We start from the raw sequence: 13,688 nt of genomic DNA, 5'->3' as shown, positions 1-13,688 counted from the left end.
CAGATCTGTGAAAATCTCTGTCTGCGTACATCTTTCAGACGGTGTCCGAGGGGGGACTTGAACCCCCACGTCCGTTAATAGGACACTAGCACCTCAAGCTAGCGCGTCTGCCATTCCGCCACTCGGACAAGTGCGACCGCTGCCGCATATTCTTTTGTTGCTTTCACAGCCGGCCGCTGTGTGCTGCGTAAGATTATCCGACGGGTTCCCGATAACCCAAATCCCCACGTCAGTTCATGCTCCAGGCCGTTTCTCATGGTGCCCGGAGCGGATTCTGGTGGTAGGAACGACGTGTGCCCAACGATGTGAGCAACCCCGGAAACCCAAGCGATATCGATGCCACCGTTGCCCTCGACGAAGTCGTGGATCTCGTCAGTTCCCTCATCCGTTTCGACACCTCGAACACGGGGGAGCTCGACACCACGGTCGGTGAGAAGGAATGCGCCGAATGGGTGGCGAGCAAGCTCGAGGAGGTGGGGTACGAGACGGAGTACGTCGAGTCCGGTGCCCCCGGTCGAGGAAACGTGTTCGCCTGGCTGCGCGGAGCGGACTCCTCTCGCGGCGCGCTGCTGGTTCACGGACACCTGGACGTCGTGCCCGCCGAACCCGCCGACTGGAGCGTGCATCCGTTCTCCGGGGCGGTCGAGGACGGGTACGTGTGGGGCCGGGGCGCGGTGGACATGAAGGACATGGTCGGCATGGCTCTCGCGCTGGCCCGCCAGTTCAAGTCCAACGGAACCGTCCCACCCCGCGACATCCTGTTCGCCTTCCTGGCCGACGAGGAGGCAGGTGGCAAGTACGGATCCCACTGGTTGGTCGACAATCGACCCGATCTGTTCGAGGGCGTCACCGAGGCGGTCGGCGAGGTCGGTGGGTTCTCATTGACCGTCGCGCGCCCGGACGGCACCGAGAAGCGGCTCTACATGGTCGAGACGGCGGAGAAGAGCCTGGCGTGGATGCGACTGACGGCCAAGGCGCGGGCCGGGCACGGATCGTTCCTGCACGACGACAACGCCGTGACGTACCTCGCCGAGGCAGTGGCCAAACTGGGCAATCACACGTTTCCGTTGGTGCTCACCGAATCGGTCTCGCAGTTTCTGCAGGCGGTCTCGGAGGAATCTGGGCTCGATTTCGACCCGACGTCACCGGACATCGACGGCACCCTGCTCAAGCTCGGCAGCATCGCCCGCATCGTCGGAGCGACCCTGCGTGACACCGCGAACCCGACGATGCTCTCGGCCGGCTACAAGGCCAACGTGATTCCGCAGACGGCGACGGCAGTGGTGGACTGCCGAGTGTTGCCGGGACGGCAGGCGGCCTTCGAGAAGGAGGTCGACGAGTTGATCGGCCCGAACGTCGAACGCGAGTGGATCACGAAACTCGAACCGTACGAGACCACCTTCGACGGCGATCTCGTCGATGCGATGAACGACGCCGTCTTGGCACACGACCCGAACGGTCGAACCGTTCCCTACATGCTGTCCGGTGGCACCGACGCAAAAGCGTTCGCGCGCATCGGTATTCGCTGCTTCGGCTTCGCCCCGCTGAAGTTGCCACCGGAACTGGATTTCGCGGCGTTGTTTCACGGCATCGACGAACGAGTACCCGTGGAATCGTTGGAGTTCGGTACACAGGTACTCGAACACTTCTTGCTGCACAGCTGATACGAAAGGAACCATCGTGGCGTACAACCCATACGACTCGCTTCCGGACCTACCGTCCTTCGAGTTGACGTCCGAGGACGTCGAGGACGGCAAGACATTGGCCGCTCAGCAGGTCAGTGGGATCATGGGAGCCGGTGGGCACGACAACTCTCCGCAGCTGTCCTGGTCCGGATTCCCCGAGGGCACCAAGAGCTTCGCCGTCACCGTCTATGACCCCGACGCGCCGACTGCATCCGGCTTCTGGCACTGGGCAGTGGCGAACATCCCCGTCGAGACGACCACATTGGTGTCCGGCGCGGGCGACGACGGCGGGACCGGGGTTCCCAGCACCGCGGTGACGCTCAAGAACGACGCCGGTCTGTTCCGCTACATCGGTGCTGCTCCGCCCGCAGGCCACGGCCCGCACCGCTACTTCATCGTGGTTCACGCGGTGGACGTCGAACGGCTCGAAGTGGACGAGACGGCGACCCCGGCCTACCTCGGCTTCAATCTGTTCTCGCACGCCATCGGTCGTGCGGTCCTCACCGGCATCTACGAGGCCTGAGCTCGATCGTCGGGTGCCGGAAGACTCGTTTCCGACACCCGACGGTTCAGGGCCTGTTCGCCGAGCCCACCGCCTCGGCGATCGTGGCGAACCCGTGTTCCTCGAGCCGAGCTGCCAGTCCCCGGTGAATGTTCTTGATCCACAGCGGGCCGCCGTAGATGAACCCGGTGTAGCCCTGCACCAGTGACGCGCCCGCGGTGATGCGCTCCCATGCCTGCGCCTCGGTCTCGATACCGCCGACGGAGATCAGCGTCAGACGCGTACCCACTCGGCGGTACAGGCGTAGCAGTACCTCGAGCGAGCGGTCCGCAAGCGGAGCACCGGACAGTCCGCCTGCTCCTGCTGCGGTGACCACGTCGGCGTCGGTGCGCAAACCGGTGCGGGAGATCGTCGTGTTGGTGGCCACGATCCCGTCGAGACCGAGTTCGACGGCCAGATCGGCCACGGCGTCGATGTCCTCGTCGGACAGGTCGGGGGCGATCTTGACCAGTACCGGGACCGCCACTACCGACTGAACCGCCACCAGAATCGGCCGCAGCGATTCGACGGCCTGAAGGTCACGTAGTCCAGGGGTGTTGGGGGAGCTGACGTTGACGACCACGAAGTCCGCCAACGGGCCCAGAAGCCGGGCGCTGGCCGTGTAGTCCGCGGCAGCACCGTCCGGCTCGACGATCTTGGTCTTGCCGATGTTGGCACCGATCGGGATACCGGTGCGCCTGGCACGGACACGCTGGGCAGCGTGCTCGGCACCGTGGTTGTTGAAGCCCATGCGGTTGACGATGGCGCGGTCAAGAGGCAACCGGAACAGTCGCGGCGTCGGATTACCCGGTTGGCTCTGCGCTGTCACGGTGCCGATCTCGGCGAAACCGAATCCTATGGGCCCCCACGCATCGATTCCGTCGGCATTCTTGTCGAAGCCGGCCGCGAGACCGAGCGGAGCCGGGAAGTCGACGCCGAACACCGTCGAGCGCAGTCGCGGATCATCGACCACGAACATCTTCTCGGCCAGGTAGCGGAGCGGCGGCACGACGGCGACGGCGCGGAGCACCCCGAACGCCAGGTGGTGAATCCTCTCCGGTGGAACGAGGAACATCAGGCGCAACAGGACGCGGTACAGACGGTCTCCCACGGTCTTCTCTCCGGTCGATCTGGCTCGGTCGAACTCATGCTGGGTCTCGACGATCGTGCGGTCGAACAGTACTGCGAAGTGCTCAGATTCCGGGCTCAGGGATGTGATGCGCGGTCTTCTTGCGTTTGAGCAGCACACGCCTGCTGCCGTCGGTGTAGAGCCGAACCCGCGACAGTTCCCAGCCGCCGAACTCCGCCTGAATCGCCAGACGCATCGAGGCCGTCACACGAGTCACATCCGGCGGCAGCCGCAACGGCACGTACTCCCAATCGTCGGACGGCGACACTTCCCATCCGACGGGCATCTTCGCGCGGCCCGGTGCCGAACTCTCATGTGCGTTCACATGCCTCCTTGCCATTCACTCCAGGTCAACGACCCGCAGCGGGGATGCGCTGCAGGCCGTCACCGGTTGCCGATCCCACGTACAGGTCGCCGGTGTCGGCGTCGACAGCAACCGAATTGGGCTGCCGCACAGTGGCCAACCGCCTGGCCTCGACCGGAATTCCGGTATCGAGTGTGTACCCGACCACCTCGTTGAGAGCGGGCAGCGTCACCCATGCGACACCGGACTGCTCATCGTAGGCGATCGCCCACGGCTGCGACCCGACCGGAAACCGTTGCCGCATCAGCAGTTCGTGCGAGGTGAAGACGAGCAACTCGGTCCCGGTGGAATCGGTGACCAGCAGGCGGCCGAACTCGTCGCTGGTCATCTCCGCGGCACCTTCGCCTGCGCGCAAGGCCACTCCGAGGGTGCCGTCGTCCAGATCCAGGTCGGTCACCGACGTCTGACGACGATCGAGAACCGAGACGCCGTTCGGTGTACTGGCCAGAGAATCGGCAGAGGTCACGCTGCCGCCGGAGACCGTTGCGGTGACCTGACCGTTCGTGTCGAGTACGCGCACCGTTCCGGTGTCGTCGCCGACGGCCGTCGTGCCGTCGGGCAGGTCTGCTGCGGACAGTGCGTCGGCGTCGACCGTCAGGTCGGTGCGCTGTCCGTCTGCTACGGCGATCCTCGCGACAGCACCGTCCATGGGGACGAGCACAGTCGAGTCCCGTCCGGCGACGAGTTCTGCTCCAGTGGAGCCCAGGTCGACCACGCGGGTCTCGGCCGTGGCTCCGTCGCGGACCAGGGTCACCGTTGTCGATGCGTCGGTCAGCGCCACCAGGGTGCGAGTGACGGGGTCGAAAGTGAGGGCGTCCACGGGCGCGAACGCGCTGACGGTTCCGGCGGGGGTCACGGTCGCCTCGGGGGACTCGGCCGGCGGTCGGGGTTCTACGGAGATGTCGTCGGCGTTCTCGTCGTCGCTGGAACACCCACCGATCGACAGGACTGTGACGACGGCGAGCGCGGGCGCGACTGCCGCTCGAATCGAACGAGCCGACGGTGTTCGCATGAGGCCGAACCTACTTCCTCGAGAAGACGCTGCCTGTGGAGGCGCTGCCACATCTGTACCAGCGTGCAGCGATCTCGGCGAAATCGACCGCGCCGGATCGGTTGTCGTCCGGTCGCGTCCGAAGAAGCGGTAGCGTGTTCGTCCGAGGTGAGTGCACGACATGGGAGTGGACGTGGGAACCGAGGAAACACACTTCGTGGTCGAGGAAGTGAACGCCGGAACGCATCCGAACGGCTTCGGACGAACCGACGACGGCCGAGCGTTCGCGTTTCGTGTGCATCGAAGCACCCTGTACGTGGAGATATACCGTGCCGATGTGCAATCTCCGGTACCGGACCGGTCCGAGGTCGAAGCGGTTGCCGAGCATTCGGTCACCGAGGTCGATCTGACGGACGAGCGCAGCATCGTCGGTGTGGTGCGTGATGCGGTCGCCCATGCGCAGCAGTTGTCCGATGCGTCACAGCGGGACACCACAGCAGTTCGGGCCTTCTTCAACCGGGTCAATTCCGTGCTGGAGGGATTCTGACACGGTGGGGAACCACCAACTGTTCGCCCGTGTCGGGATGATCGAACACGTCGACGGGGTGTCGGTATACCCGGGCCAGCCGCTCGGCGGTGAGCACCTCTCGCGGCGGACCGGTGGCGATCAGTTCACCCGAGTCCAGGATCGCGACGCGGTCGGCGTAGGCCGCCGCGAGGCCGAGATCGTGCAGCACGACGACCACGGCACGGCCCGCGGCAGCGAGTGAGCGCACCACGGCCATCACCGACTCCTGATGTCCCAGGTCGAGCGCTGCAGTGGGCTCGTCCAGCATGATCGTCGCGGTGTCCTGGGCCATGACGCGCGCCAGCGCGACCCGGGCCTGCTCGCCGCCGGAGAGCGATGCGAACGGTCGATGCGAGAACTGCGCCACATCGCACGCGGACATGGCTGCGGCGACGCGGTCGTCGTCCTCGCGTGCCGCCGACGTACCGATCCAGGGGGCTCGACCCATCCGGACGATCTGTCCGGCCGTGAACGCGAACCCGACGCTGTGTTGCTGTGGCAGCACAGCGCGTCGCCTGGCCACGTCGACAGTGCGGATGCGGGTCAGCGGTTCGTCGCCCAGGAGAACCGTTCCGGCGCTGGGCTCGGTGTCTCCCGCCAGGACCGACAGCAGCGTCGATTTGCCCGCGCCGTTGGGGCCCACGAGTGCCAGTATCTCGCCGGCCACCACGTCGAGGTGGACGTCGGACAACACCGTCGCGTCCCCGCGCCGTGCGGAGACTCCGCGGGCGACGAGGGTGTTCGAACCCGGTTCAGGGGTGGCCGGGATGTCGCGCCGCGCCGTGCCGATCCACCTCGTCATGCCCAGCCGCCCTGGCGAGCACGGGTACGGCGGAGCAGCCAGAAGAAGAACGGGGCACCCGCCAGCGAGGTCACCATGCCGAGAGGGAGGTCGACGTTCGCGACGAGGGTCCGCGTGACGAGATCGGCAGCGAGCAGCACGACGGCCCCGGCGAGGGCGCTGGCCGGGATGAGGAGTCGATGTGCGGGGCCGAGCACCATCCGCATGGCGTGAGGAACCACCAGACCCACGAACAGGATGATTCCGGTGAAAGCGACTCCGGACGCGACGAGAAGGGCGACGACCACGATGGCGAACTGTCTGAGTCGTTCGACGTTCACGCCCAGATGGCGTGCCACGTTCTCGCCGAGCGCAAGGAGGTCGAGTCGGCGGGCGATCGCCAGGGAGGCTCCGATTCCGAGCAGAGCGAGCGGTCCGACCACGGACACCGACTGCCAGGTTGCGCCCGCGAGCGACCCCAGTTGCCAGAACACGATCTGATCGCGGGCGGCGGGACTGGCGACGAAGGTGAAGAACGCGATGACACCGCCGGCGAAGGCATTGACTGCAACGCCGGTGAGGATGAGGGTCACCACTTCGGTGCGGCCTGCGCTGCGAGCGAGGAAATACACGGCGATCGTGGTGACGAGTCCGCCGACGAATGCTGCGAACGCCACGCTCCAGACTCCGGCGAAGCTGCCGCCGAGCACGATGACCGAGCTGGCCCCGACGGCCGCGCCCGAGGAGACCCCCACGACACCCGGCTCGGCCAGCGGATTGGCGAACACCCCCTGGAGCAGCGCACCCGCGCAGCCCAGACACGCGCCCACGACGATGGCCAGCGTCAGCCGCGGGAATCGGACCTGCCACAGCGTCACCTCGCCGCTGGGATGTGCTGGCATCGGGCCGATGTCGAGTCCCACCCGATGCGCGAGGCTGCCCAGCACTTCCAACGGAGTCGTCGGCACCTGCCCGACGACGGCCGAGATCAAAGCCAGGCCAACCAATGCCAGGCCAAGGGCTCCGAATGTTGCAAGAACCCGTCGTCTGCCAGTGCGCGGTTCGGCGAGTGTGCGGTCGGTCATGACGCCGGGTCGTACACGGCCTTCGACAGTGCGCCCAACACCTTTCCTGTGTTCGGGCCGAAACTGAGGATGGTGCCGTCGTCCATGTCCACCACCCGGCGTTCTTTGCCTGCGGGGGTCTGAGCGATTCCGGGGATCTGCTCGAGACCTTCGATTCCGCCGATCGATTCCAGGCCCTTGGTCATCATCAGAATGACGTCGGGTGCTGCGGCGATCAACGCTTCACTGGTGACCGGCACGAATTGCTCGGTCAGACCTGATTCGACACCGGCGTCTCTGGCACCGAGTGCCTCGATCAGTGCATCCGCTCCCGAGCCGGGCCCGGCGAGCATCTTGATCGCCGGCCCGCGCATGTACAGAAACGCGATCTTCAGCGGTTCGGTGGATTCGGGTGTGTCGTTCGCTGCTTTCGATATCTCGGTGTTCGTTCGTTCGGCGAGGGCAGTGCCGGTCTCGGGCACACCCAGGGCGGCTGCCACGGCCTCGATCTGGGTCGCGACGCCGGCCAGAGTGCGCGTGGGATCGAAGTACACGACAGGAATGCCCGCGGCTCGGATCTGATCCTGTACAGCGCGTGGACCGATGCTGGTATCGGTCAGGACGACGGTCGGCGACAGAGCCAGAATTCCTTCGGCGCTCAGAGAATGGCCGGTCGGGGTGACATCGGGCACGTTCTCGGCCGCGGGAAATGCAGCAGAGGTGTCACGCCCGACGAGGTTGTCACCGAGTCCGAGCGCAAAGACGGTCTCGGCCAGCGTGCCGTACTGGTCGGCCGCGACGATGCGGCTGTTGTCCGTCACCGTGACGGCGACGCCGTCGTATCCGGTCACTGTCACCGGAAGTACCTCAGCCGGATCGTCGGTGACGGGTTCCGGATTCGGATCGTCGACGACGGCGGTGCGGGGGCCGACGGAGTCCGAGGATCCTGCGCCGGGGGTGTTCGCCGAGCAGGCGACCAGGAGTCCGGCGACGAAGAGCACGGCGGCGAGACGGTTGACGGTCACAACGGAAGGTTAGCCTGTCCGATGTTTGCGGGCGATCAGGCGCTGACGTCGTCCAGGGCCGACGCGATCGCGGGCGGCAGCTCGAGTTCCTCGGCCATCAGTGCGCCCATCAATTGCGCGAGGTCCCGCGCTCCCACGATGGCGCTGCTCACTCCTGGTCGGTCCCGCGCCCACGCGAGTGCGACCACCAGGGGAGAAGTGGCCAGCCCGTCGGCAGCGGTGACAGCCGCGTCGACGACGCCCACAGCGGAATCGGTCAGGTACGCGTGCACTGCCTCGGCGTGCAGCTCGTCGGCCCCACGGGAGTCCGCGGGCACGCCGTTGCGGTATTTGCCCGTCAGGACGCCGCCTGCCAGGGGCACCGCCGCGAGGATGCCGATGCCGTGGTGGTGCGCGGCGGGAACCAGCTCGTCCTCGATTCCGCGCGCGAGCAGTGAGTACTCCGCCTGAGTGGCCACGATGTGTCCGGTACCGGCTGCGCCTGCCGCCGTCGCCAGTTGCCAGCCGAGGTATCCGCGGGCTCCGGTGTAGCGGACCCGCCCGCTGGTCACGGCGTAGTCGAGCGTGGCGGCGACCTCGTCGACCGGCGTCATCGGGTCCCAGGTCGCCACCTGCCACAGGTCGAGGTAGTCGGTTCCCAGTTCGCGCAGCGTGGCGTCGAGTTGGCCGAGCAGTCCGCGCCTCGAGCAGTCCACGTGATAGCGGCCGTAGCGCGAACTCAGGCCCGCTGCGCTGCTGATCACCAATTCATGCCGCGGGACCACGTCGTCGAGCAACTCGGCGAGCACTCGTTGCGCGCGTCCGTCCCCGTACGCCGGAGACGTGTCGACGAGCGTGCCGCCTGCCTCGGCGAACGCCGACAACTGTGCTGCGGCGTCGTCACCGTCGGTTCCGCTTCCCCATCCGAGGGTGCCGAGGCCGAGTCTGGAGACTCGGAGTCCGCTGGTGCCGACCGATCTCTGCTTCATATGTGCCGATTGTCCTTTTACGTGTGATCGTCGGTGTCGAACTGCACTGCCGCCAGTGCACAGTAGTGCGCCGCGCCGCTCGGTGCGTACGTGCCGCGCCGGGTACGGTCGTGCCCGTGAATCGCGAATTCAGGGGGCAGGCCGACGGCCGCGCATCGCTAGTGAACAGTCCATCGACACCGATCTCGGAGGGTGACGCCGCATGATCGACATGACGTGGCTCCAGGCGATCATCCTCGGCGCAGTTCAGGGCCTGACCGAATTCCTGCCGATCTCCTCCTCCGGGCACCTGCGCATCGTGTCCAGTGTGTTCTGGAACGAGGACGCCGGTGCCTCCTTCACTGCGGTGACCCAGCTCGGCACCGAAGCCGCTGTGCTGCTGTTCTTCTGGCGAGACATCGTCAGAATCGTCAAGGCCTGGTTCGTCGGCCTGACTAAGAAGGACGAACGCGGACTCGATTACCGCATGGGGTGGTACGTGATCATCGCCACCATTCCCATCGGCATTCTCGGCCTCCTGTTCAAGGACCAGATCCGAACCGGTGCCCGAAACCTGTACCTCATCGCGTTCATGCTGATCGCCTTCGCCATCGTCATCGCGATCGCGGAGAAGGTGGGTCGGAAGGAACGTCCCCTCGAGAAGTTGACCACCCGGGACGGCATCGTCATGGGTCTGGCGCAGTGCCTCGCCCTGATCCCGGGTGTGTCCCGTTCCGGCGCGACGACCAGCGCCGGACTCTTCCTCGGGCTCGAACGCGAGGCAGCAGTGCGATTCTCGTTCCTGCTCGCCATCCCGGCGGTGACGGCCTCCGGTCTGTTCTCGCTGCCCGACGCCTTCGAGCCCGTCGGCTCGGGACTGGCCGCGTCGGGCCCGCAGCTGCTGGTGGCCACGATCATCGCCTTCGTGCTCGGCTACGCCTCGATCGCCTGGCTGCTGAAGTTCGTCGCGAACCACTCGCTGTACTGGTTCGTGGGATACCGCATCGTGCTGGGTGTCGTGGTGCTCGGTCTGCTGGCCGGCGGGGTCGTGTCCGCCACCTGAGCCCCACTAGGCTCGGTCCAATGACAGTCATCTTGCTTCGGCACGGCCGCTCGACGTCGAACACCGCAGGCACACTCGCGGGTCGAAGCGCGGGAGTCGAGCTCGATGATCGTGGGCGCGAGCAGGCGCAGGCGGTGGCTGATCGTCTCGGCGAGCTTCCCGTGTCCGAGATCGTGCGCTCGCCGTTGCTGCGGTGCGAGCAGACGGTCGAGCCGTTGGCTGCCAAGCTCGGGCTCTCGCCGGTGGTCGAGGATCGATTGGTGGAGGTCGACTACGGGCAGTGGACCGGCCGGACGATTAAGGAGTTGCTGGCCGAGCCGCTGTGGAAAGTGGTGCAGCAGCATCCGTCGGCTGCGGTGTTCCCGGAGGGCGAGGGCTTGGCAACGGTGCAGCAACGCGCGGTTCAGGCCGTGCGCGAGCACGACGCCCGGTTGGCCGCGCAGCACGGCCGCGACGTGTTGTGGGTGGCGTGCTCGCACGGTGACGTCATCAAGTCGGTGCTCTCGGACGCGATGGGTGCCCACCTCGATTCCTTCCAGCGCATCGTCGCCGACCCGGCATCGATCAGTGTCGTTCGCTACACCTCGACGCGTCCTTTCGTGCTGCGGACCAACGACACCGGGTCCGATCTGAGTGCGTTCGTGCCGAAGGCCGAGGAGCCCAGCACGCCGGAATCGGGCAACGCGGACTCTTCCGACGCGGTTGTCGGTGGTGGGGCAGGCAGCTAGAGCGCCGATTCGGCGCCGACACCCCGATCGGTGGCAGGCTGGAGGGCAAGCAATACCGTCCATGGTCGATCTGTGGCCGATAATGAAAGTTCCGAGAATTGCTTCGCGGAGCTGTTCGAGTCGTTAGGAGGTGCAATGCCGCGCGCTATACACGTTTTTCGCACCCCTGATCGTTTCGTTGCCGGGACCGTTGGGGAACCGGGCGACCGAACGTTCTTCCTCCAGGCGGTGCACGACGCCCGCGTGGTGTCGGTCGCCTTGGAGAAGCAGCAGGTCCAGGTACTCGCCGACAGGATGGGGCTGCTCCTCGAAGAAGTGCACCGCCGCTTCGGAGCCGACGTTCCGGCCGAGGAGACCGATTCGGTCGACACCAGTCCGTTGCTGACTCCGATCGACACCGAGTTCCGCGTCGGAACGATGGGGCTCGGTTGGGATGCCGACGCCAACGCCGTCGTGGTGGAACTTCTCGCCGTCAGCGAAGTCGAGGTGGACGAATCGGTCGTTCTCGACGACACCGACGAGGGCCCGGATGCCGTCCGGGTGTTCCTCACTCCAGTGCAGGCCCGCGAATTCGCGGTGCGGTCCGAGCGGGTCATCGCGGCCGGCCGTGCGCCGTGCCCGCTGTGCGGACAGCCACTGGCACCCGAGGGACACGTCTGCATCAGGACCAACGGCTACCGCCGCGGTGCGACGTTCGGACCGGTGACCGAGGTCGACGAGTCTTGACCGTCGAACTGCCGCCGTTCGAGGGCCGCGAAACCATGGAGACCGGCGACCTGACCGTCGTCGGTCGGGTGGTGTCGGCCAGCAACGCGACGCTGGTGTGCGAGGCGGGCGAGGGCGACTCGGCCGTGCGGTGCGTCTACAAACCCGTTCGTGGTGAAGTGCCGCTCTGGGATTTCCCGGACGGCACTCTCGCGGGCCGAGAAGTGGCGTCCTACGAAATCTCCGAGGCCCTCGGTTGGGGCGTCATCCCACCGACGGTCCTGCGCGACGGGCCGTTCGGTCCCGGCATGGTGCAGAAGTGGATAGACACGCCCGATGATCACGCCGAGGGACGCGTCGACCTCGTCGATATCTGCCGTCCCGATCTCGTGCCTGCGGGATGGATTCCGGTACTGCAGGCGTACGACGGCGAGGGTGAGGAGATCGCGCTGATCCACGCCGACGATCCGCGGCTGCAGCGGATGGCGGTTCTCGACGTGATCCTCAACAACGCCGATCGCAAGGGCGGGCACGCACTCGAAGGTCTCGACGGCTACGTGTACGGAGTCGATCACGGCATCTGCCTGCACGCCGAGAACAAGCTGCGCACGGTGCTGTGGGGGTGGGCAGGCCAGGCTGTGGACGACGCGTTGATGACCGATGTGGTCAGGTTCGTCGAGACGTTCGACACCGTCACTGCACCACGATTGGTCGACAAGATCACCTTGACCGAAACGGTCGCAGTGCTCGACCGAGCGCAGGAGCTGATCGCCCGCCCCGTCATGCCGGAGCCCCGCTCGAGCAGACCCATACCCTGGCCCGCCTTCTGATCGGGCTCCGATAGGCTCGGATGCATGCATTCTTGGTCGAGCCCGGAGATCCCGACAATTCCAGGACAGGGTCCAGCGCTTCGATTGTTCGATACCGCCGACCGCCAGGTCCGTCCCGTCACCCCCGGTTCGACGGCTCGGATGTACGTCTGCGGAATCACCCCGTACGACGCCACCCACCTCGGGCACGCGGCGACGTACCTGACGTTCGACTTGATCTACCGGCTGTGGCTGGACGCGGGCACGGACGTGCATTACGTGCAGAACGTCACCGATGTCGACGATCCACTGTTCGAGCGCGCCGACCGCGACGGCGAGGACTGGCGCGATCTGGGAGCTCGTGAGATCGAACTCTTCCGCGCCGACATGGAAGCGCTCCGGGTGCTCCCTCCGCGCGACTACATCGGTGCCGTCGAGTCCGTCGACGAGGTCGTCGAACTGGTGGAGAAGCTCGTCGCGTCCGGTGCCGCATACGGTGTCGACGATGCCGAATACCCGGATGTGTATTTCCGTGCCGATGCCACCGAGCAGTTCGGCTACGAGTCCGGTTACGACCGCGCCACGATGAACACGTTCTTCGCCGAACGCGGGGGCGACCCCGATCGGGTCGGTAAGCGGGATCCACTCGATGCGTTGCTCTGGCGCGCGGTGCGGCCGGGCGAGCCGTCGTGGCCGTCGCCGTGGGGTCCGGGTCGGCCCGGGTGGCACATCGAATGCGCTGCGATCGCACTCAACCGCATCGGTACCGGCTTCGACATCCAGGGCGGCGGAAGCGATCTCATCTTCCCGCACCACGAATTCTCCGCCGCCCACGCCGAGGCGGCGACCGGTGATCCGCGCTTCGCCCGGCACTACGTGCACACCGGAATGATCGGGCTCGACGGCGAGAAGATGTCCAAGAGCCGCGGCAACCTGGTGTTCGTCTCCACACTCCGCGCCGAGAACGTCGACCCCGCAGCTGTGCGACTCGGCCTGCTCGCCGGGCACTACCGGCAGGATCGACCGTGGTCCGACGAGGTTCTCGAACGGGCTCACACCCGGCTCGCACTGTGGCGCCGAGCAGCGGCTGTGCAGAGCGCAGCGTCGGCCGACGAGGTGATCAATCGGTTGCGGCAGCATCTGGCCGACGATCTGGACACCCCCAAGGCCCTCGATGCGCTCGACGCGTGGGCGAGTTTCGCGGTCGAGCGCGGCGGATCGGATGCGGGCGCACCAGGTGCCTTCGCCGATGCGGTCGACGCACTGCTCGGAGTGCCGCTGCGCTGAT

The 13,688-nt window shown here is 66.4% G+C and carries 15 protein-coding genes and 1 tRNA gene; 8 read left to right on the top strand and 8 right to left on the bottom strand.

The genetic code is table 11. The features are described from left to right. Positions 1–42: 42 nt before the first annotated feature. A tRNA-Leu gene (locus R4P57_RS16180) sits at positions 43–128 on the bottom strand. Positions 129–332: 204 nt separating this feature from the next. Here R4P57_RS16180 and R4P57_RS16175 point away from each other — a divergent pair. Both R4P57_RS16175 and R4P57_RS16170 read left to right on the top strand, forming a co-directional pair. Next, positions 333–1,664 carry a M20/M25/M40 family metallo-hydrolase gene (locus tag R4P57_RS16175; RefSeq protein ID WP_082898618.1) on the top strand — a complete coding sequence of 444 codons (1,332 nt, stop codon included), beginning with the start codon at positions 333–335 and terminating at the stop codon, positions 1,662–1,664. 16 nt (positions 1,665–1,680) lie between these two features. After that, positions 1,681–2,208: a YbhB/YbcL family Raf kinase inhibitor-like protein gene (locus tag R4P57_RS16170; RefSeq protein ID WP_317803826.1), complete on the top strand. Its 528-nt coding sequence runs from the start codon at positions 1,681–1,683 to the stop codon at positions 2,206–2,208. Between the two features lie 46 nt (positions 2,209–2,254). On the opposite strand, the gene R4P57_RS16165 is transcribed toward R4P57_RS16170, so the two are convergent. The 3 genes from R4P57_RS16165 to R4P57_RS16155 all read right to left on the bottom strand — a co-directional run bounded on the left by R4P57_RS16165 (position 2,255) and on the right by R4P57_RS16155 (position 4,731). Then, positions 2,255–3,325, bottom strand: coding sequence for a quinone-dependent dihydroorotate dehydrogenase (locus tag R4P57_RS16165; RefSeq protein ID WP_317803954.1), 1,071 nt, complete (start codon positions 3,323–3,325; stop codon positions 2,255–2,257). Between the two features lie 94 nt (positions 3,326–3,419). Beyond that, positions 3,420–3,695, bottom strand: a complete 276-nt coding sequence (locus R4P57_RS16160; RefSeq protein WP_121869895.1) for a DUF5703 family protein — start codon at positions 3,693–3,695, stop codon at positions 3,420–3,422. A gap of 10 nt (positions 3,696–3,705) precedes the next feature. Then, positions 3,706–4,731 (bottom strand): hypothetical protein, encoded by a 1,026-nt coding sequence (locus R4P57_RS16155; RefSeq protein ID WP_317803825.1) that lies wholly within the window; start codon positions 4,729–4,731, stop codon positions 3,706–3,708. A gap of 160 nt (positions 4,732–4,891) precedes the next feature. Between R4P57_RS16155 and R4P57_RS16150 the strand changes: the two genes are divergently transcribed. Beyond that, entirely contained in the window at positions 4,892–5,257 is a 366-nt protein-coding gene (locus R4P57_RS16150) for a hypothetical protein (RefSeq protein WP_149405801.1), read from the top strand. On the opposite strand, the gene R4P57_RS16145 is transcribed toward R4P57_RS16150, so the two are convergent. The 4 genes from R4P57_RS16145 to R4P57_RS16130 form a co-directional block, all read right to left on the bottom strand. Beyond that, positions 5,232–6,080, bottom strand: a complete 849-nt coding sequence (locus R4P57_RS16145; protein WP_317803824.1) for a heme ABC transporter ATP-binding protein — start codon at positions 6,078–6,080, stop codon at positions 5,232–5,234. The genes R4P57_RS16150 and R4P57_RS16145 overlap by 26 nt on opposite strands. Then, a complete protein-coding gene (locus R4P57_RS16140; RefSeq protein WP_317803823.1) occupies positions 6,077–7,144 on the bottom strand; it encodes an iron ABC transporter permease in 1,068 nt (355 codons plus the stop codon). The genes R4P57_RS16145 and R4P57_RS16140 overlap by 4 nt, the downstream gene beginning before the upstream one ends. Then, on the bottom strand, positions 7,141–8,103 hold the full coding sequence (locus R4P57_RS16135; RefSeq protein ID WP_317803953.1) for a hemin ABC transporter substrate-binding protein: 963 nt from the start codon (positions 8,101–8,103) through the stop codon (positions 7,141–7,143). The genes R4P57_RS16140 and R4P57_RS16135 overlap by 4 nt, the downstream gene beginning before the upstream one ends. Before the next feature lie 80 nt (positions 8,104–8,183). Beyond that, a complete protein-coding gene (locus tag R4P57_RS16130) occupies positions 8,184–9,116 on the bottom strand; it encodes an aldo/keto reductase (RefSeq protein ID WP_037189329.1) in 933 nt (310 codons plus the stop codon). A 211-nt stretch (positions 9,117–9,327) separates the two neighbouring features. Here R4P57_RS16130 and R4P57_RS16125 point away from each other — a divergent pair, with 211 nt between their 5' ends. The 5 genes from R4P57_RS16125 to mshC all read left to right on the top strand — a co-directional run bounded on the left by R4P57_RS16125 (position 9,328) and on the right by mshC (position 13,687). Then, positions 9,328–10,158 (top strand): undecaprenyl-diphosphate phosphatase, encoded by an 831-nt coding sequence (locus R4P57_RS16125; RefSeq protein WP_411742383.1) that lies wholly within the window; start codon positions 9,328–9,330, stop codon positions 10,156–10,158. Between the two features lie 20 nt (positions 10,159–10,178). Continuing rightward, a complete protein-coding gene (locus R4P57_RS16120; RefSeq protein ID WP_317803821.1) occupies positions 10,179–10,886 on the top strand; it encodes a histidine phosphatase family protein in 708 nt (235 codons plus the stop codon). A gap of 135 nt (positions 10,887–11,021) precedes the next feature. Further along, entirely contained in the window at positions 11,022–11,612 is a 591-nt protein-coding gene (locus tag R4P57_RS16115) for a DUF3090 domain-containing protein (protein WP_269594121.1), read from the top strand. 35 nt (positions 11,613–11,647) lie between these two features. Next, entirely contained in the window at positions 11,648–12,421 is a 774-nt protein-coding gene (locus R4P57_RS16110) for an SCO1664 family protein (RefSeq protein WP_317803952.1), read from the top strand. A gap of 24 nt (positions 12,422–12,445) precedes the next feature. Further along, positions 12,446–13,687, top strand: coding sequence for a cysteine--1-D-myo-inosityl 2-amino-2-deoxy-alpha-D-glucopyranoside ligase (mshC, locus tag R4P57_RS16105; protein ID WP_317803820.1), 1,242 nt, complete (start codon positions 12,446–12,448; stop codon positions 13,685–13,687). The last annotated feature ends 1 nt before the right edge of the window (position 13,688 follow it).

The organism is Rhodococcus sp. IEGM 1330, assembly GCF_033142445.1.
In the GTDB taxonomy this organism is placed as follows: domain Bacteria; phylum Actinomycetota; class Actinomycetes; order Mycobacteriales; family Mycobacteriaceae; genus Rhodococcoides.
Note: the sequence above shows the minus strand (reverse complement) of the source record. Positions and strands in the feature narration are given on the sequence as shown.

What these genes read in the sequence shown, in the direction of transcription:
- mshC (WP_317803820.1), top strand. Translation starts at nt 12,446, where the DNA reads ATGCATTCTTGGTCGAGCCCGGAGATCCCGACAATTCCAGGACAGGGT.
- R4P57_RS16145 (WP_317803824.1), bottom strand. Translation starts at nt 6,080, where the DNA reads ATGACGAGGTGGATCGGCACGGCGCGGCGCGACATCCCGGCCACCCCT.
- R4P57_RS16120 (WP_317803821.1), top strand. Translation starts at nt 10,179, where the DNA reads ATGACAGTCATCTTGCTTCGGCACGGCCGCTCGACGTCGAACACCGCA.
- R4P57_RS16155 (WP_317803825.1), bottom strand. Translation starts at nt 4,731, where the DNA reads ATGCGAACACCGTCGGCTCGTTCGATTCGAGCGGCAGTCGCGCCCGCG.
- R4P57_RS16110 (WP_317803952.1), top strand. Translation starts at nt 11,648, where the DNA reads ATGGAGACCGGCGACCTGACCGTCGTCGGTCGGGTGGTGTCGGCCAGC.
- R4P57_RS16115 (WP_269594121.1), top strand. Translation starts at nt 11,022, where the DNA reads ATGCCGCGCGCTATACACGTTTTTCGCACCCCTGATCGTTTCGTTGCC.
- R4P57_RS16125 (WP_411742383.1), top strand. Translation starts at nt 9,328, where the DNA reads ATGACGTGGCTCCAGGCGATCATCCTCGGCGCAGTTCAGGGCCTGACC.
- R4P57_RS16150 (WP_149405801.1), top strand. Translation starts at nt 4,892, where the DNA reads ATGGGAGTGGACGTGGGAACCGAGGAAACACACTTCGTGGTCGAGGAA.
- R4P57_RS16130 (WP_037189329.1), bottom strand. Translation starts at nt 9,116, where the DNA reads ATGAAGCAGAGATCGGTCGGCACCAGCGGACTCCGAGTCTCCAGACTC.
- R4P57_RS16140 (WP_317803823.1), bottom strand. Translation starts at nt 7,144, where the DNA reads ATGACCGACCGCACACTCGCCGAACCGCGCACTGGCAGACGACGGGTT.
- R4P57_RS16160 (WP_121869895.1), bottom strand. Translation starts at nt 3,695, where the DNA reads ATGGCAAGGAGGCATGTGAACGCACATGAGAGTTCGGCACCGGGCCGC.